Genomic DNA, 20,384 nt, shown 5'->3' with positions numbered 1-20,384 from the left:
GGGGCGATCTCTTCCGCACCGTGCGAAGTCCTTTGCGCCGTTCAGCCCAGTGCGCGCGGATGCGCGGTGGCGTAGACCTCGCGAAGTGTGTTGACCGTGACGAGCGTGTACACCTGCGTAGTGGTCACCGAGGCGTGGCCGAGAAGTTCCTGGACCACCCGGACGTCGGCACCGCCCTCCAGCAGATGCGTGGCGAACGAGTGGCGCAGCGTGTGCGGTGAGACGGCGGCCGAGATGCCCGCGCGCTCGGCGGTGTCCTTGAGCACCTGCCACGCGCTCTGCCGTGACAGCCTGCTGCCTCGGGCGTTGAGGAACATCGCCGGCGTCCCCCTTCCGTGTGCCGCCAGCGCGGGCCGGGCCCGCACGAGGTAGGCGTCGACGGCGGCGAGCGCGGGGCGGCCGATCGGCACCAGCCGCTGTTTCCCGCCCTTGCCGTCGAGCAGCACGGTGCGTTCGGCCTCGTCGATGTCGTCGACGTCGAGCCCGACCGCCTCGGAGATCCGGGCGCCGGTGGAGTACAGCAGCTCCAGCAGCGCGCGGTCGCGCAGCGGGCGCTCGCCGTCGGGCGGCGGGGTTTCCAGCAGTCGCAGCACATCCGCGACCGGTAGCGCCTTGGGCAGCCGCTTCGCGGGCGTCGGTGGGCGGACCTCGCGGGCCGGGTCGTGCTCGGTGATGCCGTCGGCGTAGGCGAACTTGTGCAGCCCCCGGACCGCGACAAGCGCCCGTGCCGCCGAAGACGCCGCCAGCGGACGGTGTTCTTCGTCGCCTTCCCGCAACGCCGCGCCGAACGCGGTGATGTGCGCCGAAGTGACGTCGCCGAACCCTGTCACGCCCGCGCTGTCGAGGTGAGCGGCGTAGCGGCGGAGGTCGCGGGCGTAGCTGTCCAGCGTGTTGCGCGCGGTGCCGCGCTCGACGGTCAGATGGTCGAGATACGCGGCGATCGCGTCGGCCACTGCCCTGCTCCCCGCGCCTGCCACGGGGACACCTTAGGACTCCGCGAGCCGGTTCCGGTCCCGACCGGCCGGAGCCTTCCCGAGGTACCGTGAAGAATGGACCACGACGACCTGCGCATCGGCACCGCCGAGCGCGAGGAGTCGGCGCGGCTGCTCGCCGAGCACTTCAGCCAGGGCAGGCTGACGCCCGACGAGTACGAAACCCGGGTGACCGGCGCGTACGCGGCGACCACGCGGGCCGAGCTGCGCCCGCTGTTCACCGATCTGCCCGCCCCGCACCCGGCTTTCCTGGCCCCGCCCCTGCGCATCGAGCACCCGCTGCCGTACCCGCCGCCCGCGGCGAACGGCCTGCCCGCCGCCGTCCCGTGGCAGCCGCCGCCGGTCCCGTACTCGCCGAAGTCCCGGATGGTCGCCGGGATCCTCCAGATCGTGCTCCCCTTCGGCAGCGGCCGCCTCTACACCGGGCACGTCGGGATCGCCGTGCTGCAGTTCGTCGTGTTCGTCATCACCGCGGGCTTCGGCGCGCTCTGGCCGATCATCGACGGCATCGTCCTGCTCGCCAACGGCGGCTTCGACAACCACGGCCGCCGCCTCCGGGATTAGCGCTCGCGGGCGGCGAAGCGAGTGGGGCGGTCCCGCCACGGCGCATCGGCCGGGCGGGGCGCGGCCGCCCCGGTGACGACGGCGTGCGCGGCGAGGACCCCGCCGACCGTCGCCCCGTTGACCAGTTCGCCGGACAACGCCATCCGCACCGCCTCGGCCAGCGGAAAGCGGCGGATCACCAGATCCGCCTCCTCCTCGCCGAGCACCTCTCGGTCCACTTCGGACAGATCGCGGGCCAGGAAGACACGCACCACCTCGTCGGTGAACCCCGGCGAGGCCGCGACGTCCACCAGCGTCGACCAGTCCGCCGCCGCGAGCCCGGCCTCCTCGACCAGCTCGCGCCGCGCGGTCCCGACCGGATCCTCGCCCTCGTGGTCGATGAGCCCGGCGGGCAGTTCCCACAGCCGCCGCCCGATCGGATGGCGGTACTGGTGGACGAGCGTGACCGCGCCGCCCGCGTCGAGCGCGACCACCGCGACCGCGCCGAGGTGTTCGATCACCTCGCGCGTCGCGGGGGTCCCGCCCGGCATCACGACGTCGTCGATCCGCAGGCCCACCACGCGTCCGATGTGGACGTCGCGGCTGCCCGCGACGGTGAACTCGTGCGTCCCTGGCTCGGTCACCGGGCCGCCACCGGGGTCTCCGGCAGCTCGACCGGCAGCCGCTCGGCGACCTTGCGGTCCACCACGGCCTTGACGAACGCGCCGAACAGCGGGTGCGGCCGGGTCGGGCGGCTCTTGAGCTCGGGGTGCGCCTGCGTGCCGACGAAGAACGGGTGCACGTCGGCGGGCAGCTCGACGAACTCGACGAGGCGATCGTCGGGCGAGGTGCCGGAGAACACCAGCCCCGCCTCGGAAAGCCGCTTGCGGTAAGCGTTGTTGACCTCGTAACGGTGGCGGTGCCGCTCGGAGACCTCCGTGCTGCCGTACGCCTTCGCGACCTGCGAGCCCGGCTTGAGCTTCGCCGGGTACGCGCCGAGCCGCATGGTGCCGCCCATGTCCCGCTCCCCCGCGACGACGTCACGCTGGTCGGCCATGGTCGAGATCACCGGATGCGCGGTGTTCTCGTCGAACTCGGCGGAGTTCGCGCCCTCGACGCCGGCCAGGTGCCGGGCCGCCTCGATCACGATGCACTGCAGGCCAAGGCACAGCCCGAGCAGCGGCAGGCCGTGCTTGCGCGCGTACTCGACCGCGCCGACCTTGCCCTCGATACCGCGGATGCCGAACCCGCCGGGGATCAGCACACCGTCCACATCGGACAACACGGAGGCGGCGCCGGACGCGGTCTGCGCGTCGTCGGAGGCGACCCAGACGATCTCCACCTTGGCGCGGTGGGCGAACCCGCCCGCCCGCAGCGCCTCGGTGACCGAGAGGTACGCGTCGGGCAGGTCGATGTACTTGCCCACCACCGCGATCCGCACGGTCTCGGCCGGGTTGTGCACGCGGTCGAGCAGATCGCCCCACACCGTCCAGTCCACGTCGCGGAACGGCAGGCCGAGGCGGCGCACGACGTAGGCGTCGAGCGCCTCGCTGTGCAGCACCTTCGGGATGTCGTAGATCGACGGGGCGTCGGGGCAGGCGATGACGGCCTCGGTGTCCACATCGCACATCAGGCCGATCTTGCGCTTGAGGTCCTCGGGGATCTCGCGGTCGGCCCGGCAGACCAGCGCGTCGGGCTGGATACCGATGTTGCGCAGCGCGGCGACCGAGTGCTGGGTCGGCTTGGTCTTCAGCTCGCCCGACGGCGCCAGGTACGGCACCAGCGAGACGTGCAGGAAGAAGCACTGGTCACGGCCGACGTCGTGGCGGACCTGGCGGCACGCCTCGAGGAACGGCAGCGACTCGATGTCGCCGACCGTGCCGCCCACCTCGGTGATCACCACATCCGGCGCCTGGCCGGACTCGTCCGCCTGCGCGGCCGCGGTGATCCGGGACTTGATCTCGTCGGTGATGTGCGGGATGACCTGCACCGTGTCGCCGAGGTATTCGCCGCGACGCTCCTTCGCGATCACCTCGGAGTAGACCTGACCGGTCGTGACGTTGGCCTTGCCGTCGAGGTCGCGGTCGAGAAAACGTTCGTAGTGCCCGATGTCCAGATCGGTCTCGGCGCCGTCGTCGGTGACGAACACCTCACCGTGCTGGAACGGGTTCATCGTGCCGGGGTCCACATTGAGGTATGGATCCAGCTTCTGCATCGTGACCCGGAGCCCACGTGCGGTAAGGAGCTGACCCAGGCTGGAAGCCGTGAGTCCCTTACCCAGAGAGGAGGCGACGCCTCCGGTGACAAAGACATACTTGGTTGCCCGCGACTGAAGTCCCACGGGCCTCCACCTTATCTCACGCTTGCCGATCCGCTCGGCAGCCATGCGCGAAGAGCCCATATCGGGTCGTCACCGCGCGTGTCGGGACTACTAAGCTCACCATCGTGACTGACGTGAACGCAGCCGAAGACCGGTGGACCGCACCGACCGCCGAGGGCCCGCTGGACGCCGAGGTGCGCGTCCCCGGCTCGAAGTCGATCACCAACCGGGCCTACGTACTCGCCGCGCTGGCCGGGGCGCCGACCCGGATCCGGCAGCCACTGGATTCGCGGGACGCCCGGCTCATGCTCGGCGCGCTGTCCGCGCTCGGCGCCCGTTCCCAGGCGACCACCGACGGCGTCCTCGTGCACCCGATCGCGGCGGCAGGCTCGGGCCGCGGTGAGCCGGTCACGGTCACGCTGGGCAACGCGGGCACGGTCGCGCGGTTCACCCCGGCGCTGGCCTCGCTCGGGTTCGCCCCGGTCCTCTTCGACGGCGACGAAGCCATCCGGCGGCGCCCGATCGGGCCGTTGCTGGACGCGCTGCGCGCGCTCGGCGCCCGCATCGACGACGACGGCCGCGGCGCGCCGCCGTTCACCGTGCACGGCGAGGGCGGGCTGCGGGGCGGCACGGTGAACCTCGACTCCTCGGCGTCGAGCCAGTTCCTGTCCGCGTTGCTGCTGGCGGCGCCCGCCTTCGAACAAGGCGTCACGGTCCGGCTCGTCGGCGGCACCCCGCCGAGCGAACCGCACATCGCGATGACGATGGACATGCTGCGCCGCTTCGGCGCGGTGGTGGAGCGTGACGGCACCGAATTCCGCGTGGAGCCGACGAAACTCTCGTGCCCGGGGTACGTGGTGGAGCCCGACCTGTCGACGGCGGCGCCGTTCGTGCTCGCGCCTCTGCTGACCGGCGGCACCCTGCGCCTCGCGGGCTGGCCGGAGCACACGACCCAGCCGGGCGACTGGCTGCGCACGCTGCTGCCCGCGCTCGGCGCGACGGTGCGTCTCGACGCCTCGGGCCTGACGGTCACCGGCGGCGAGACGATCCCCGGCGTCGAACTGGACCTGCACGAGGTCGGCGAGCTGACCCCGGTGATCGCGGCCCTGCTGTGTTTCGCCGAGGGCCCGTCGGTGATCTCCGGCGTCGCGCACCTGCGCGGGCACGAGACCGACCGGCTGACCGCACTCGCCACCGAACTTTCGGCACTCGGCGGTTCGGTGTCCGAAACGGACGACGGCCTGCGGATCACCCCGGCCCCCTTGCACGGCGGGCTGTTCCACACCTACGAAGACCACCGGCTGGTGATGGCGGCCGCGCTCCTCGGCCTGCGCGTCGACGGCGTCGAGGTCGAAAACCCCGCCACCGTGGGAAAAACCTTCCCCGAGTTCACCAGCACCTGGACCACGATGCTCGGCTGATCACGCGAGATCTCCCCCCAATCACGCGAGTTCCGTGCCCGATCACGCGAGTTCCGTGCCCGATCACACGAGTCCGGGTCAGCCGGTGACGCGATCCTCGTCGGCGAACAACGTCGTGAGGGTGACCTCCCGGTTGACCCGGACGTGCTCGGCCGCGGTCGTCCTGGCGCGCTCGGCGTCCCCCGACGCGATGGCCTCGTACAGCCGCCGGTGTTCGCCGAGCAGATCGGCCCAGTGCTCGTTCTGGCTCGTCAGCCAGCGCAACCGGCCTTCAAGCGGCTGCAGCACGGTCGAGAGCAGCGTGTTGCCCGCGATCGCCACGATCTCGTCGTGGAACCGGACGTTCAGCGCCGCGATCCGGGTGCCGTCGCCGCGCACCGTGGCCTTCGCGGCGGCTTCGAGCGCGCGCTCCAGCCGTTTGAGATCCGCCGGGGTCGCGCGCTCCGCAGCCAGCCCGGCCGCGAGTCCTTCGAGCGCCTCGCGGACGTCGAACAGTTCCTCGACGTCCACTCGCGCCAGCTGCCGCACCACCACCCGCCGCGGGGACTGGACGGCCAGGAAGCCCTCGGCTTCGAGGCTGCGGATGGCCTCACGCACCGGCACCCGCGACACGCCGAGGTCCTCGGCCAGCTCGCGCTCCACCAGCCGGTCCCCCGGCCGGAGCCTGCCGGTCAGGATCCGCTCGCGCAGTTCGTCGCGCACCCGCTGCCGGGTGGCGGCCAGCGGCTGCGGCATGCCCGCCGACGTGCTCATCGAGCCCCTCTCGTTCAATGCCCGCGTAGCGAGCCGTGCTGTGCCGCTCGTTACCAATCCGACCACAGTCACGGCGGAAACGGGTACCTGCGAGCAGGTCGGCTGCGGCCCGTGTCCGCCCGCTTTTGGTCGGATTGGTAACAGGAGTTTATCGCCGGGAGCCTTGACGGACGGGAACGACGGGGTGATATTTGGGATACCAATTTTTGGGATACCAAATCGCCGTCCTCGCACGTCGATCGGAGGCACCCATGACCGCCGCCCCGCTCGCCCACGCCGCCGGACCGCCCCCGACGTCCCCCGATCCGCGCCTGTGGAACGCCGACCTCGCGCCCGCGAAGGAACGCCGCTGGAAGGTGTACGACATCTTCGCGCTGTGGATGTCCGACGTGCACAACCTCGGCAACTACACCTTCGCGGCAGGCCTGTTCGTGCTCGGGCTCTCGGCGTGGCAGGTGTTCACCGCGCTGCTGTTCGGGTTCGTCCTGATCTACGTCGGCATGAACCTGATGGGCCGGATCGGGCAGCGCACCGGCGTGCCGTTCCCCGTCGTCGCGCGGATCAGCTTCGGCACGTTCGGCGCCAACCTGCCCGCGCTCATCCGCGCGGTCATCGCGATCTTCTGGTACGGCATCCAAACCTACCTCGCCTCGGTCGCCATCACCGTGCTGGTGCTCGCCATCGATCCGGGCCTGAAACCCTGGACCGAGCACGGTTTCCTCGGCCTGCACGCGCTCGGCTGGGCCTGTTTCCTCGCGCTGTGGCTCGTCCAGGCGCTGATCCTGACCAGGGGCATGGAGTCGGTGCGCCGGTTCCAGGACTGGTGCGGGCCCGCGATCTGGGTCGTGATGCTCGCGCTCGCGGTGTGGATCCTCGCCGCGGGCCACTGGAACATTTCGCTCACCAGCAACCCGAAGGCACTGTCCACAGGGGAGCAGTTCCGGCAGTGGTTCGGCGCCGTCGGGCTGATCCTGTCCATCTACGGCACGCTGATGCTGAACTTCTGCGACTTCTCCCGCTTCGCCCCGGACCAGAAAACGGTGCGGCGCGGGAACTTCTGGGGCCTGCCGATCAACTCGACGGCGTTCGCGCTGCTCTCGGTGTTCATCACCGCCGGCAGCCTGCAGGTGTTCGGCGAGGCCATCACCGACCCGGCGGCGCTGCTGGCCAGGGTGCACAGCACGCCGGTGCTGATCGCCGGGGCGCTGACGTTCGCGGTCGCCACCATGGGCGTCAACATCGTCGCCAACTTCGTCTCGCCCGCCTACGATCTGGCCAACATCTGGCCGAAGCGGATCAGTTTCACCGTCGGCGGCATGATCAGCGCCGTCGCCGCGCTGTGCGTGCTGCCCTGGAAGCTGTACTCCTCCCCCGCGGTGGTCAACTACTTCCTCGGCGGGCTCGGCGCGTTCCTCGGCCCGCTGTTCGGGATCATGATCGTCGACTACTACCTGATCCGGCGCGGCAAGGTCGACGTCGACGCGTTGTTCGTCGCCGATTCCTCCTCGCCGTACCACTACCGCCGGGGCGTCAACCCGCGGGCGCTCGTCACGTTCCTGCCGACCGCCGCCCTGTCCGCCGTGATCGCGCTCGTACCCGTGTTCGCCCCGGCCGCGCCGTACTCGTGGTTCATCGGCACCGCTTCGGCCGCGCTGCTGTACCGCGCGGTCTCCAGGGCGCACTGATGCGCATCCTCGTCACCAACTGCAACACGACCGAAGCGATGACGAAGGAGATCGAAGCCGGGGCGCGGGCCGCCGCGAGCCCCGGCACCGAAATCCTGGCCAGAACCCCGCGCTGGGGACCGGAATCCGCCGAGGGTTGGCTCGACAGCTTCCTGTCCGCCGCCGCGGTCCTCGATCTGCTGCGCGGCATCGAGGACCCGTTCGACGCTGTCGTGCTGGCGGGATTCGGCGAGCACGGCAGGGAGGGCGCGCGAGAGCTGCTCGACGTCCCCGTCGTCGACATCACCGAGGCCGCCGCGCATCTGGCCTGTCTGCTCGGCAGGCGCTACGGCGTGGTGACCACTTTGGACAGAACGTGCGGGCTGATCGAGGACAGCCTGCACACGGCCGGAGTGGCGAGCAACTGCGTCGCCGTCTTCGGGGCCGGGCTCGGCGTGCTCGAACTGGCCGACGAACACCGCACCGAGTCGGCGCTGCTCACCGCCGGCCGCCGCGCCCGCGACGCCGGTGCCGAGGTGCTGGTGCTCGGCTGCGCGGGGATGACCGGGCTGGACCGCAGGATCGGGGCCATGCTGGACATCCCGGTCATCGACGGCGTCGCCGCCGCGGTCCGGCTCGCGGAGTCCCTGGTAGCGCTGGGACTCAGGACCAGCCGGGCTGGTTCGTACGCCCGGCCGCTCGAAAAACGCCGTGTCTGGCCGCCCGTCGCCGATTGACACCCGGGCCGCGCAGACCGCAGAATTCCTCCGCCACAGCCGCTCGCCGCCCGGCTGCTCGTGGGGACTTCGGCGTCCCCGGAACACGGAAAGGGCGGTCACAGGTGCGAAAGCAGCTACGGACGCTGGGCACGGCGGTGCTCACCGCGGGTCTCGCGCTGATGCCGGTGAGCGGCACAGCGGAAGCGGCCCCGATCCCCCGCACGGTGGTCATGGACGGCGTCCAGCTCGCCAAGATCAGATCCGGCCTCAGAACCGGCACGGCCACTCCCGCTCAGCGGGACGCGCTCAAGGGATTGCTGTCCAAAGCGGACGGTTTCCTCGGTGACGCGCCATGGGCGGTGACCCACAAGCAGCAGACACCGCCCAGCGGCGACAAGCACGACTACCTCAGCCAGGCGCCGTACTGGTGGGCGAGCAAGCCACGGACGCCCGACAATCCGCAGGGCTGCCCGTACGTCCAGCGCGACGGCGAGCGCAATCCCGAGGCCGACGCGATCAGCGATCACACCGAACGCGGCCGCGCGTTCGAGGCCATCCCGGCCCTTGCACTGGCCTGGTACTACACCGGCGACCGGAAGTACGCCGAGCACGCGGAGTCCGCCGTGCGCGCCTGGTTCCTCGATCCGGCGACCCGGATGAACCCGAACATGACCTACGCGCAGTTGATCCCCTGCCGCACCGACGTTCGCGGGACCGGGATCATCGACTCCACGCAGTCGTTCACATCGGTCGTCGACGCGTTCGCCGTCCTCGACGCCGGTGCCCCCGGCTGGAACGGCAAGGACCGCGCAGACGTCAGGAAGTGGCTCACCCGGTACCTCGACTGGATGCGGACCAGTCCGCAGGCCACGAAGGAACTCGCCGCCACCAACAACCACGGCACGTTCCTCGACATGCAGAACGCCGCGATCGCCCTGTACATCGGCGAACGCGACCTCGCGAGGTCCATAGTGGACACCGCGAAGACCGAACGGATCGGCAGGCAGATCGCCGCCGACGGCAGCCAGCCGCTGGAGCTGTCCCGCACGAAGACGTGGCACTACTCGAACTTCAACCTGACCGCGCTGGGCAGGCTCGCCGAGATCGGCAGGCACGTCGGCGTGGATCTGTGGTCGTACCAGGCGCCGGGCGGCGGCAGCCTGCGCAAGGCCGTCGACTACCTCATCCCCGGCGCGGTCCACGGGAAGAGTGCTTGGCCGCACGAGGAAATCGGCCCGTTCGACCAGTGGATCGCGGTGGACGTCCTGCACGCCGCGGCGGAACAGGGGCACGACCCGCAAGCGGCGGCGGCGCTGAAGCAGGTCCCCGCGCCGCCGGGCGGTGACCTGTGGCCGATACGCCCGGCCTGCGTCTCACTCAATCTGCCGGCGAAGTGAGGCCAGGAGGGCGTCGGCGGCAGTCCCGGCCGCGAAGCATTTACGCACTCAAGTGCCGGATGCCAGAGTCGAGGCATGACCTTCGACGTCGACGCCCTCCGAGCCCACTTCCCCGCTCTCGCCAAGGGGGCCGCTTTCTTCGATGGCCCAGGCGGAACGCAGACTCCCCGGCCCGTCGCCGAAGCCATCTTCGCAACGATGACCGGCCCGCTGTCCAACCTGGGCGGCGGGGGCAGCCCGTCGGAGCTCAATGCCGAGAACGCGGTCGCGGGCTTCCGCGCCGCCTACGCCGACCTGCTCGGCGTCCCGCCCGCAGGCATCGTCCACGGCCGCAGTGCCACCCAGCTCACCTACGACTTCTCCCGGCACCTGGCCAAAACCTGGCACGCGGGGGACGAGATCGTCCTCAGCCGTCTGGACCACGACTCCAACATCCGCCCCTGGATGCAGGCGGCCGAACGGGCCGGTGCACTCGTCCGCTGGATCGAGATCGACGCCGAGACCACGGAACTCGACCTCGATTCCTTCGTCCGCGTCCTCTCGGACCGGACACGCCTGGTCGCGGTCACCGCCGCTTCGAACCTTCTCGGCACCAAGCCGCCCGTCCGCCGGATCGCCGATCTGGCCCACGACGCCGGTGCCCTGGTGTACGTCGACGGAGTGCACCACACGCCACATCAGCTGGTGGACGTGTCAGCGCTGGGAGCGGACTTCTTCGTCTGCTCGCCGTACAAGTTCCTCGGCCCGCACTGCGGTGTGCTCGCCGCGTCGCCCGCGCTCCTCGAAACCCTCCGCCCGGACAAGCTGGCGCCGTCCCCGGATGCCGGGCCGGAGCGCTTCGAGTTCGGGACGCTGCCGTACGAAATCCTGGCGGGAGCGACCGCCGCGGTGGACTTCCTCGCCGGGGTCGACCCCGGCACGGGCAGCACGCGCAGGGAACGATTGACACATTCGCTGCGCTCGGTGCACGACCACGAACTCGAACTGCGTGCCAGGGTGGAAAAGGGGCTCCACGGCTGGGCAGGAGCGGTCACCATCCATTCGAAGGCGGACGATCGCACCCCGACCATACTGATGGGCCTCGACGGCCGCGAGCGGGCGGCGCAGCTGCACCTCGCCGAGCGGAACGTCGTCGCCGTAGCGGGATCGTTCTACTCCCCCGAAGCCTTCGCCACGCTGAAGCTGTCCGCTCCCGCATTGCGGGTCGGGCTCGCGCCGTACAACAACACCGACGACGTCGACCGGCTGCTCGACGGCCTTTCCACTTTCCTGTAACGGACCCTAGTTACCGCTGGCGTTGCCCACGCCGGGCGCGGGCGCCTGGGCGTTGCCCGCGATGCCGTACCGGCCGGAACCGCCGTCGAGCTGTTCCTTCAGGGCGAGGATCGTGCTGATCCGGCCCGCGGCCGAGTCCGCGTTGTCCACTGTGGACAGGATCGACGTGATGGCGGTGTCGGCCCTGGCGACGCCGAGCGCGCCCGCGCCGCCTGCCGAACCCGGGTTGCCCGCCAGCACCGTGCCCGCACCGGAACGGTCGAGCTGCGCGGCGAAGCGGGCGATGGCGGCCGCGCGGTCGCCCGCGCCGTCGCCGGAGGCCTGCGCCCCGGTGAGCACCACCGCGAGCTGAGCGGGTTTGACGTCCTGGCTGGGCTTCACGAAACCACCGTCGGTGAGCCCGCCGAGCGCGGCCGCCAGTTCGGCGGGCGTCGACTGCGGCTTGGCGCTGGCCTTGTCCAGCAACAGCGTCGAACCGAGCAGCGCGCCGGCGAGCGTGCCGGAGTCGCCCGCCGTCGGGAACTTCGAGCCCGCCGGCTGCAGCCGCGTGACGACGTCGCGCAGCTGATCGGTCTTCGCCGGGTCGGTGAACATCCCGGTCAGCTGGACCTCACCGGTGACCGAGGCCCCGGACTCCCCGATGAGCTTCTTGAGCGCGTCGCGGTCGGCGGGACGAGCGTCCTCTGTGGTCACCAGGACCACCGATCGCTTGTCCAGCGCCCCGGCGACGACCTTCGCCCCGGTCGCGCCCGCGAACGCGTCCGCGTCGGCCAGCCGCGCGTTGAGCGCGTTGCGCTGTGCCTCGAGGTCGGAGACCTGCTTGCCGAGATCCTGTTTCTGGTCCGAAAGCCCCGACAGCAGGCTGCCGTTGAGCGCCGTCGAACCGAGCACCACCCCGACGGCCAGTGCCAGGAAGCAGGCGGCGATGGAAACGACGTGGTACCGCAGCGAAATCACGTGAAGAGCCCCTTGACCCAGCCGATGAACGAGTTCCAGGTGTGGCGGATCCAGTCCAGGTAGACCGAGCCCACATCGGAGACGAGCAGCGCCGCGACCACCACCACGACGGCCGCGAGGACGAGCAGCGCGATGGCCCCGAGCGAGACCCGGCTGCGGTGCAGGGTGGCGACCGCCTTGCCGTCCACCAGTTTCGTGCCCAGCTTGAGCCGGGTGAGGAACGTCGACGGGTTGGACCCCGACCGGCCGTGATCGAGGAATTCCCGCAGCGTGGCCTGGAATCCCACGGTGACGACCAGACTCGCGCCGTGCGCGTCGGCCAGCAGCAGGGCGAGATCCTCGGAATTGCCCGACGCCGGGAACGTCACCGCGCCGATGCCGAGGTCCTGGATGCGCTCGACGCCGGGAGCGTGCCCGTCCGGCTGCGCGGGCACGACGACCTCGCCGCCGGTGCGCAGCGTTTCCGCGCCGATGCCGTGCGGGTCACCGACGATGACGTCGGGCCTGTAGCCCTGCGCGCGCAGCGTGTCCGCCCCGGCGTCCACGCCGATCAGCGCGGGCCGGTGCTCGGCGATGTACTTCTTGAGGTGCTTGAGGTCCTCGGCGTGCCCGGTGCCGCCCGCCACCACCAGGACGTGCCGGTCGCGCAGCGACACCTGCAGTTCCGGGACGCCGACGCCGTCCAGGATCAGGGTGCGCTCGCGACGCAGGAATTCGATGGTGTTCGCCGAAAACGCTTCCAGCTGGGTCGACATCCCGGCCTTGGCCTCGATCATCTGATCGGCGACGCTTTCCGCCGTCTGCTCGATCCCGGAGGCGATCTGACGCTCACCGACGTAGACGACGCCGTCGTGCAGCCGGAGCTTGGTGCCGTCCTTGACCGTGCGCAGCAGGTCGCCGCCGACGGAGTCGATGAGCGGGATCCCCGCGCCGAGCAGGATCTCCGGGCCGAGGTTGGGGAACCTGCCGGAGATCGAGGGCGAGGCGTTGACCACGCCGACGACCTCGGCCTCCACCAGCGCGTCGGCCGTCGCGCGGTCGAGGTCGAGCTGGTCGAGCACGACGATGTCGCCGGGACTGATCCGGCGCAGCAGCTCCCGGGTGCGGCGGTCGACCCGTGCGACGCCGGTGATCCCGGGAAGGGCCTCGTTGTTCCGCGTGAGCAGACCGGTGAGCTTCATGTTGCCGATGGTGACAAATTTGCGCGTGAGACGTCGCACGCCACGCCGTAACAGGCATGACTCATTGCGGTGAGGATGGCAACTTTTCGACGGGCGCGACTGCGCCGATAGATACCAAACCGACCGAAAGCAAGCGGCTCATGCAGGTCGGCCGACTTCGCGAGCCGGGCCTGCTTTCGGTCTCATTGGTAAGCCGCGCGCAGCTATCTCACGCGCTCGATTTGCTCTTCTTTCCGCCGCGCTTCGGCCGTTTCACGGGTGCTTTCTTATCGGATTCCGCGGCCGCGAGGAGTTCCTCCGCGTGGGCGCGGCCGGTCTCGGTCCCGTCCATTCCGGCGAGCATGCGCGCCAGTTCCCGCACCCGCTCGGGCTGTTCGAGCGTTTTCACGCCGCTGCGGGTGACGCCACCGCTGGTGCCCTTGTCGACGACCAGATGCTGATCGGCGTAGGCCGCGACCTGCGGCAGGTGGGTCACCACGAGGACCTGGTGGGTCCGCGCGAGCCGGGCGAGCCTGCGGCCGATCTCGACCGCGGCGCGGCCGCCGACCCCGGCGTCGACCTCGTCGAACACCAGCGTCTGCACTGTGTCCGCGTGCGCGAGCACCACCTCGATGGCGAGCATGACCCGGGACAGCTCACCACCGGACGCCGCCTTGTGCACCGGCAGCGCCGGGGCGCCGTCGTGCGCGCGCAGCAGCAGCTCGACGTCGTCGATGCCGTCGGGCCCGGCGTGCACCGCGCGGCCGTCGAGCGTCAGCGCCTGGCGGTCACCGTGCTCGGCCGGACGTTGTTCGACGGTCACCTCGATCTCGGCCTGGCCCATCGCGAGGCCGGACAGTTCGGCGGTGATGGCCGTCGCGAGTTCCGCCGCCGCCTTGCCACGCGCGGCGGAGACCTCGGCCGCGTACCCCGTCAGCTTCCCGGCCAGTTCGTCCCGGCGGGTGGCCAGCTCGGCCAGCGCCTCCTCCGAAGTGTCCATCGTGGACAGCCGCAGCCGGGCGTCCTCGGCCCAGGCGAGCACCCCGTCGACGTCCGCGGCGTACTTGCGGGTGAGCCGTTTGAGGTCGGCCTGCCGGGCGAGCACCTTCTCCAGCAACGCCGGATCGGCGTCGAGCGACTCGATGTAGCCGCCCAGTTCGGCTCCGGCGTCGGACAGCAGCACCGACGCCTCTTCGAGCCGTGGCACCAGATCGCGCAGTACCGCGTCCTCGGCCGTGGACAACCGGCGGACCGCCTCGCCCACCAGCCCGAGCGCGCCGGGCGCGTCCGGATCACCGTCCGCCGAGCCCGAGACCGCGTTGTGTGCCTCGGTGGCCGACGCGCGCAGCTCGTCGACCGCGGCCAGCCGCTTGATCTGCTCGGTGAGCTCGACGTCCTCCCCCGGCTCCGGCGCGACGGCGTCGATCTCGGTGAGCCCGTGGCGGAGCAGATCGGCCTGCTGCGCCAGCTCACGCGACCGGCTCGACCGCTCGGCCAGCTCGGCGATCACCGCGAGCCACTCGTCCCGGATCTCCCGGTAGGTCTGGAGCGGTTCGGCGACGGCGTCCCCGGCGAACCGGTCGATCACCGCGCGCTGTTCGGCCGGGCGCAGCAGCCGGAGCTGGTCGTTCTGCCCGTGCACGGCGATCACCTGCTCGGACAGGTCCGCGAGCACCCCGACCGGCACCGACCGGCCGCCGAGGTGGGCGCGGGAGCGCCCGTCGACCGCGACCGACCGCAGCGCGATGACGCTGCCGTCCTCGTCGATGTCGGCACCGGCGTCGGTGACGATCCGGCTCGCCGCCTCGGCGCCGGTGAGGGTGAACCGGCCCTCGACGAACGCCTTGAGCGTGCCCGTCCGCACCTTCGAGACCTCGGCCCGGCCGCCGGAGAGCAGGTGCAGCCCGGTCACCACCATGGTCTTGCCCGCACCCGTCTCACCGGTGACGACGGTGAAGCCCGGGTGCAGTTCCAGCAGGGCGTCCTCGATCACTCCGAGGCCCTGGATGCGCATCTCGGCCAGCACGACGCCTACCGTAGCGGCACGCACCGACCACGTGCGCGCTCGCTCGCCATGAACGGCGAATTCCTTGCGAAAAAAGCCGGGAAAACTCCGTTCGCGCGCCGCGAGCGGCGGAGTCAGCGGTCGTGGCGCTCGCGCCAGCTCTTGACCGGCAGGGAGAACTTGTGCACCAGCCGGTCGGTGAACGGGCCGTCCCACAGCCGCACCAGCCGCACCGGGACCCGCCCGCACACGACCGTCACCCGCGCGCCAGGCGGCAGATCCAGATGCCGGGTCCCGTCGCAGGTCAGTACGGCAGAGGAGCCGTCGGGGTCGATGCCGACGGTGATCACCGAGTCCCGTGAGACCACCAGCGGGCGAGCGAACATCGCGTGCGCGTTGCTCGGCACGACCAGCAGCGCCTCGACGTCCGGCCAGATGATCGGGCCGCCCGCCGAGAACGCGTACGCGGTCGAACCGGTGGGTGTCGCGCACAACACACCGTCGCAGCCGAAGGCGGACACCGGTCTGCCGTCGACCTCGATGAGCGCGTCCAGCACCCGCTCCCGGGTGCTCTTCTCCACGCTGGCCTCGTTCAACGCCCAGGTACGGGCGACTTCGACGCCGTGCACGGTCACCGAGACGTCCACGGTCATCCGCTCTTCGACGTGGTAGTCGCGGTCGACCACACGCTGCACGGTATCCGCGAGCGCGTCGGAATCGGCCTCGGCGAGGAAGCCGACCCTGCCGAGGTTCATCCCGAGGACGGGCACCCCCGCGGGCCGGGCGAGCTCGGCGGCCCGCAGCAGCGTGCCGTCCCCGCCGAGCACCAGCACCAGCTCGGTGCCCGCGGCAGGGTCGCCCTCGGGCGCGAGCACGGTGCACATCGAGCCGACGCCGCCGTCCGGGTCGATCAGATGCCGCACGTCCTCCTCGATGACCCGCAGCCGGATCCCCGCCTTGGCCAGCCGCGCGGACACCTCGCGCGCGGCCTCCCGGGTGGCGTCCCGGTCCGGGTGCACGACGAGCAGCACCTCACGTTCGGTGGTCATTGAGGCCCTTCCTGGACCGCGGTTCGGACGAGCCGCTCGGCCTCCGCCCTGTCTACCCCGTCCACTGTGGACCCGGCCACCGCCTTGCGCAGCCAGACGAAGTACTCGACGTTGCCCGAGGGCCCGGGGAGCGGGCTCGCGACGACTCCACGCAGCTCGAGACCGAGCCCGGCGGCGTGCTCGATCACGCCGAGCACCGACTCGGCCCGCAGGCCGGGATCGCGCACGACGCCACCGCTGCCCAGCCGGTCCTTGCCGACCTCGAACTGCGGCTTCACCATCGGCACCAGATCGGCGCCCTCGCGCGCGCACTCCGTGAGCGCGGGCAGGACGAGCTCGAGCGAGATGAACGAGAGGTCGCCCACGACGAGGTCGACCTGGCCGCCGAGCTGTTCGGTGGTCAGATTCCGTACATTGGTCTTGTCCAACACGACGACCCGGTCGTCGGTGCGCAGGCGCCAGTCCAGCAGCCCGCGCCCGACGTCCGCCGCGATGACGGACTTGGCGCCGTTGCGCAGCAGCACGTCGGTGAAGCCGCCGGTCGACGCGCCGGCGTCCAGGCAGCGTTTGCCGTCCACGGTGAGCCCGTCCGGGGTGAAGGCCGCGAGGGCGCCGAGCAGCTTGTGCGCGCCGCGCGAGGCCCAGCCGGGGTCGTCCTCGTCGCGGACGACGATCGCCGCGCCCGACTCGACGCCGGTAGCGGGCTTGGTGGCCACCATGCCGCGCACCGTGACCTTGCCGTCCGCGATCAGCGCGGAAGCCTGCTCCCGTGATCGCGCGAGGCCGCGCCGCACCAGCTCCGCGTCGAGGCGGGCCCGTTTCGCCACCCGGTCAGACCCTGTCGATGCTGGACAACGCGACAGTCAGCTCGGTGTGCACGGCGTCGAAGCGGTCGACGTGCTCGACCAGAGGAAGCGCGTCGAGGCCGTCGAGACCGGCCACGGCCTCGTCGATACCGGCCCGCGGGTCGATCTCCTGCGGCACCGACTGGCCGGCGCCGGGCGGCGGGCCCGGAACGGGCCGCGGGACGGGGTTGTTGGGGTAATCCTGCACGCACTCAAAATACCCCTTGGCACTCATACCGCCGGGAAGCCGGTTAGGCCAGTCCGAGTTCCCCGAGCGCCGCACGCGCCGTATCGGTGTCCCCACGCACGGTGGTCGTACCGGAAGCCCAGGCCACCGGGCACAGCGTGCGCAGGAGGGCGAGCGGATCACCCTGGCCGGACACCGCCAGCAAGTCACCACTGTGGGTGACCTGCCAGCCGGATTGCGACCCGATCGCGAGCTGGTCGGCACGCTGGTCCAGCGCGCCGAGATCGGCGGCGACGTAGGTCGGCCGCTCCGCTTCCACCGCGGCGAGCAAGGTCGCCGGCGTGGTCACCCCGGACAGCACCACCAGCGAGTCGACACCCGCCGCGACCGCACCCGCGATGTCCGTGTCGAGCCGGTCGCCGACGACCAGCGGACGGTTCGCGCCCGCCGTCCGCGCCGCCGTGTCGAACAGCAGCGGCGCCGGTTTGCCCGCGACGAGCGGTTCGACGTCGGTAGCGGTCCGCAGCGCGGCCGCCATGGACCCGTTGCCGGGCAACAGGCCGCGTTCCGACGGCAGCGTCGGGTCGACGTTGGTCGCCACCCACAGCGCGCCCGCGCGGATCGCGAGACACGCCTCGGCGAGGTCCGCCCAGGTGTTGGCCGGGGAATGCCCCTGCACCACACCGGCGATGTCGTCGGCGTCGGCGATCCTGCGCACCGGCCGCAACCCGGCCGAGGCGACCAGCGCCGCGAGCGACTCGGTGCCGACGACGAGAACCGCGGTCCCCGGCTCCAGCCGCTCCTTCAGCAGCACCGCGGCGGCCTGGGCGCTGGTGTGCACCTCACCGGGTTCGGCGGGCATGCCGAGCCCGGCGAGATGCGCGACCACGTCCTCCGGCGCCTTCGAGGCGTTGTTCGTGACGAACCGGACCGCGGTGCCATGATCCCGCACCGCTCGCAACGTCTCCGGAGCGCCCGGGATGACCCGCGTGCCGTGGTAGACCGTGCCGTCGAGGTCGAACAGCACCGCGTCGTAGGCCGCGAGCAGCGCGTCACTCATCGGACTCGTTGGGCTCGTTCGACTCGTTCGCCAGTTCCGCGGCACGTTCGGCGGCGCCGGTCTCGTCGTCCTCGTCGGCCTCGGCGGCGTTCAGGAACCAGCGCAGCGCCTCTTCCTGTCGCCCGGCCGCGACGAGGTTGTCCGCGTAGGCATAGAAAAGCCGCGCGCTCCACGGGTCGCGCTTGCCCGGCTGGAGGTCGTCGCCCTGCAGCGAGACCACCGCCGCGTCGAGCTGCCCGAGGTCGCGGCGCGCGCCCGCGGCGACGATGGCGAGCTCGACCTGCGTGCCCTTCGCGAGCTTCGAGCTGTCGGCCTCCTTCGCCAGGTCCAGCGCACGCTCGGGCCTGCCCAGCGCGCGCTCGGCGTCGGCGATGATGGCGATGTGCTCGTCGCTGCGGGTCATCCGCCGCACCGCGCGCAGTTCGGAGAGCGCCTCCGCCCACTTGCCCGCGTGATAGGCGACGAGGCCGAGGGCCTCCCGCACGATCGGCACCCGCGACGCCTTGGCCTTCGCGTATTTCGCGTGCTCCAGCGCGGCCTCGGGATCGCTGTCGATCAGCCCGCCGGCGGCCACCAGATGCTTGCCAACTGTCTCGGCGAGCCCCTTCGGCAGCGTGCGGAGTTCGCGCCGGGCTTCCTCGTCGAGGTCGGAGTACTCGATGTCCTCCGGCAGTTCCGGGGCTTCGAGCAGCTCGCGGGCCATCGCCTCGTCGTCGAGCGGGCCGTCGGACTTGGCGGAGTACGCGGGCCGCGGGTCGCGACGCGGCTGACGCTCGCGAGCCGGACGGTCCTCGCGACGCGGACCCTGCCCGCGATCGTCGCGGCGCTCGTCCTTGCGCTCGTAGCCGCCACGGTCGTCCCGCTTCTGGTAACCGCGATCGTCGTCGCGACGGGGGCGGTCGAAGCCACCACCCGAACCGCCCCGGTCATCGCGGCCACGGAACCCACCACGATCATCGCGGCGCGGTTTGTCGTAGCCGCCGCTCGCGCCGCCCCGATCGTCGCGGCCCCGGTAACCGCCACGGTCTTCGCGCTTCTGGTAACCACGATCGTCATCACGACGCGACCGGTCGAAGCCACCGGAACGGCCGCGATCGTCACGACCCTTGTAGCCCCCGCGGTCGTCGTCCCGGCGCGGCCGGTCCTCCCACTTCCGCGGGCCGTCCGACCGGCTGCCGTAGGACGATTTGCCCTGCGGACGACCCGAGCCCGAACGGCGATCGTCGAAGCGGCCACCGCTCCCGCCCTCGGACCGTTTCTCGTAACGGCCGCCCGAACGCTCGTCCGACCTGCCGCCGAACCGCTTCTCACCGCGGTTGTCGAAGCGGTCACCGCTACCGCGCCGCTCGCCCGAGCGGTCCTCCCAGCGGCCGCCGCGCTCGCCTTCGTTGCGCTTCCCGCCGAAGTCGCGGCGCTGTTCGCGGGGGGCATCGCCACGCGAGGGCTTACCCGCGTAGCCGCCCGCCCCGCGAGAGCCGCGGTCGTCCCGGCGCGGACGGCCCTGGTAGCCACCGTCGCGGCCGCCGCGATCCGGCCTGCCACCACGCCGATCCCCTTGCGGCGCACCGGACCGGCCAGCGCGGGAACCGTGGTCCCGCCGTCCCGACCGGCCGGACGCGCCATCATCCTCTGAGTCACGTCGACCGAACTCGGACACCTGGCCTCCTGCCATGAAAAATCTTCGTCAGACACACGTAGGGCCCGTTAGGCGAGCCAATCGGCTATCCTAACGGGCCCTACGGAAAGGGTGTTCGGCGGTGTCCTACTCTCCCACAACCCTTCGGTTGCAGTACCATCGGCGCAGTCAGGCTTAGCTTCCGGGTTCGGAATGGGACCGGGCGTTTCCCTGACGCTATAACCACCGAAACTCTGCGAAACAACCACAACATGTGTGGTGTTTCAGAGCTGTAGAGTGAATGCGTAGCATGTTTGTGGGCAAGTCCTCGGCCTATTAGTACCAGTCAACTCGACAACACATTACTGTGCTTCCATATCTGGCCTATCAACCCACTGGTCTGGTGGGGGCCTTAACCCACA

The 20,384-nt window shown here is 71.0% G+C and carries 18 protein-coding genes and 2 rRNA genes; 6 read left to right on the top strand and 14 right to left on the bottom strand.

What is annotated here, in order from left to right; genetic code table 11:
* Positions 1-41: 41 nt before the first annotated feature.
* Entirely contained in the window at positions 42-977 is a 936-nt protein-coding gene (gene xerD, locus ACFWY9_RS27065; protein WP_378323987.1) for a site-specific tyrosine recombinase XerD, read from the bottom strand.
* Between the two features lie 72 nt (positions 978-1,049).
* On the opposite strand from xerD, the gene ACFWY9_RS27060 reads away from it, so the two are divergent.
* Positions 1,050-1,556: a DUF1707 domain-containing protein gene (locus ACFWY9_RS27060; protein ID WP_378323988.1), complete on the top strand. Its 507-nt coding sequence runs from the start codon at positions 1,050-1,052 to the stop codon at positions 1,554-1,556.
* On the opposite strand, the gene ACFWY9_RS27055 is transcribed toward ACFWY9_RS27060, so the two are convergent.
* Positions 1,553-2,179 carry an NUDIX domain-containing protein gene (locus ACFWY9_RS27055; protein WP_378340231.1) on the bottom strand — a complete coding sequence of 209 codons (627 nt, stop codon included), beginning with the start codon at positions 2,177-2,179 and terminating at the stop codon, positions 1,553-1,555. The genes ACFWY9_RS27060 and ACFWY9_RS27055 overlap by 4 nt on opposite strands.
* Positions 2,176-3,876 carry a CTP synthase gene (locus ACFWY9_RS27050; protein WP_378323990.1) on the bottom strand — a complete coding sequence of 567 codons (1,701 nt, stop codon included), beginning with the start codon at positions 3,874-3,876 and terminating at the stop codon, positions 2,176-2,178. Before ACFWY9_RS27050 ends, ACFWY9_RS27055 begins: the two co-directional genes overlap by 4 nt.
* 104 nt (positions 3,877-3,980) lie before the next feature.
* On the opposite strand from ACFWY9_RS27050, the gene aroA reads away from it, so the two are divergent.
* Positions 3,981-5,276, top strand: a complete 1,296-nt coding sequence (gene aroA / locus ACFWY9_RS27045) for a 3-phosphoshikimate 1-carboxyvinyltransferase (RefSeq protein WP_378323991.1) — start codon at positions 3,981-3,983, stop codon at positions 5,274-5,276.
* A 78-nt stretch (positions 5,277-5,354) separates the two neighbouring features.
* Here aroA and ACFWY9_RS27040 read toward each other — a convergent pair whose 3' ends face one another.
* Entirely contained in the window at positions 5,355-6,029 is a 675-nt protein-coding gene (locus ACFWY9_RS27040) for a GntR family transcriptional regulator (protein ID WP_378323992.1), read from the bottom strand.
* A gap of 251 nt (positions 6,030-6,280) precedes the next feature.
* On the opposite strand from ACFWY9_RS27040, the gene ACFWY9_RS27035 reads away from it, so the two are divergent.
* The 4 genes from ACFWY9_RS27035 (at position 6,281) to ACFWY9_RS27020 (ending at position 11,084) form a co-directional block, all read left to right on the top strand.
* Complete coding sequence (locus tag ACFWY9_RS27035; protein ID WP_378340230.1) at positions 6,281-7,714, top strand: NCS1 family nucleobase:cation symporter-1; 1,434 nt, start codon at positions 6,281-6,283, stop codon at positions 7,712-7,714.
* Positions 7,714-8,430, top strand: a complete 717-nt coding sequence (locus tag ACFWY9_RS27030) for an aspartate/glutamate racemase family protein (protein ID WP_378340229.1) — start codon at positions 7,714-7,716, stop codon at positions 8,428-8,430. The genes ACFWY9_RS27035 and ACFWY9_RS27030 overlap by 1 nt, the downstream gene beginning before the upstream one ends.
* Before the next feature lie 104 nt (positions 8,431-8,534).
* Positions 8,535-9,809 (top strand): alginate lyase family protein, encoded by a 1,275-nt coding sequence (locus tag ACFWY9_RS27025; protein ID WP_378340228.1) that lies wholly within the window; start codon positions 8,535-8,537, stop codon positions 9,807-9,809.
* Between the two features lie 75 nt (positions 9,810-9,884).
* Positions 9,885-11,084 (top strand): cysteine desulfurase-like protein, encoded by a 1,200-nt coding sequence (locus tag ACFWY9_RS27020; protein ID WP_378323997.1) that lies wholly within the window; start codon positions 9,885-9,887, stop codon positions 11,082-11,084.
* A 6-nt stretch (positions 11,085-11,090) separates the two neighbouring features.
* Here the strand turns inward: ACFWY9_RS27020 and ACFWY9_RS27015 are convergent, their stop codons facing one another.
* The 10 genes from ACFWY9_RS27015 to ACFWY9_RS26970 all read right to left on the bottom strand — a co-directional run.
* Positions 11,091-12,041: a copper transporter gene (locus ACFWY9_RS27015; RefSeq protein ID WP_378323998.1), complete on the bottom strand. Its 951-nt coding sequence runs from the start codon at positions 12,039-12,041 to the stop codon at positions 11,091-11,093.
* Complete coding sequence (steA, locus tag ACFWY9_RS27010; protein ID WP_378323999.1) at positions 12,038-13,222, bottom strand: putative cytokinetic ring protein SteA; 1,185 nt, start codon at positions 13,220-13,222, stop codon at positions 12,038-12,040. The genes ACFWY9_RS27015 and steA overlap by 4 nt, the downstream gene beginning before the upstream one ends.
* Positions 13,223-13,430: 208 nt before the next feature.
* Positions 13,431-15,227: a DNA repair protein RecN gene (gene recN, locus ACFWY9_RS27005; protein ID WP_378324000.1), complete on the bottom strand. Its 1,797-nt coding sequence runs from the start codon at positions 15,225-15,227 to the stop codon at positions 13,431-13,433.
* A 113-nt stretch (positions 15,228-15,340) separates the two neighbouring features.
* The gene (locus ACFWY9_RS27000) at positions 15,341-16,255 is read right to left on the bottom strand and encodes an NAD kinase (RefSeq protein ID WP_378324001.1); all 915 of its coding nucleotides are present in this window, start codon (positions 16,253-16,255) and stop codon (positions 15,341-15,343) included.
* Positions 16,252-17,082: a TlyA family RNA methyltransferase gene (locus ACFWY9_RS26995; protein ID WP_378324002.1), complete on the bottom strand. Its 831-nt coding sequence runs from the start codon at positions 17,080-17,082 to the stop codon at positions 16,252-16,254. The genes ACFWY9_RS27000 and ACFWY9_RS26995 overlap by 4 nt, the downstream gene beginning before the upstream one ends.
* Before the next feature lie 4 nt (positions 17,083-17,086).
* Positions 17,087-17,308, bottom strand: a complete 222-nt coding sequence (locus tag ACFWY9_RS26990; protein ID WP_378324003.1) for a hypothetical protein — start codon at positions 17,306-17,308, stop codon at positions 17,087-17,089.
* 43 nt (positions 17,309-17,351) lie between these two features.
* Positions 17,352-18,347 carry an HAD-IIA family hydrolase gene (locus ACFWY9_RS26985; RefSeq protein ID WP_378324005.1) on the bottom strand — a complete coding sequence of 332 codons (996 nt, stop codon included), beginning with the start codon at positions 18,345-18,347 and terminating at the stop codon, positions 17,352-17,354.
* The gene (locus ACFWY9_RS26980; protein ID WP_378324006.1) at positions 18,340-20,004 is read right to left on the bottom strand and encodes a hypothetical protein; all 1,665 of its coding nucleotides are present in this window, start codon (positions 20,002-20,004) and stop codon (positions 18,340-18,342) included. Before ACFWY9_RS26980 ends, ACFWY9_RS26985 begins: the two co-directional genes overlap by 8 nt.
* A 92-nt stretch (positions 20,005-20,096) precedes the next feature.
* Positions 20,097-20,213, bottom strand: a 5S ribosomal RNA gene (rrf, locus tag ACFWY9_RS26975).
* Between the two features lie 65 nt (positions 20,214-20,278).
* Positions 20,279-20,384, bottom strand: a 23S ribosomal RNA gene (locus ACFWY9_RS26970); the annotation flags it as partial.

Source organism: Amycolatopsis sp. NPDC059027, assembly GCF_042739735.1.
In the GTDB taxonomy this organism is placed as follows: Bacteria; Actinomycetota; Actinomycetes; order Mycobacteriales; family Pseudonocardiaceae; genus Amycolatopsis.
The sequence above is the reverse complement of the archived record's forward strand: the minus strand, read 5'-3'. Positions and strand labels throughout refer to the sequence as shown.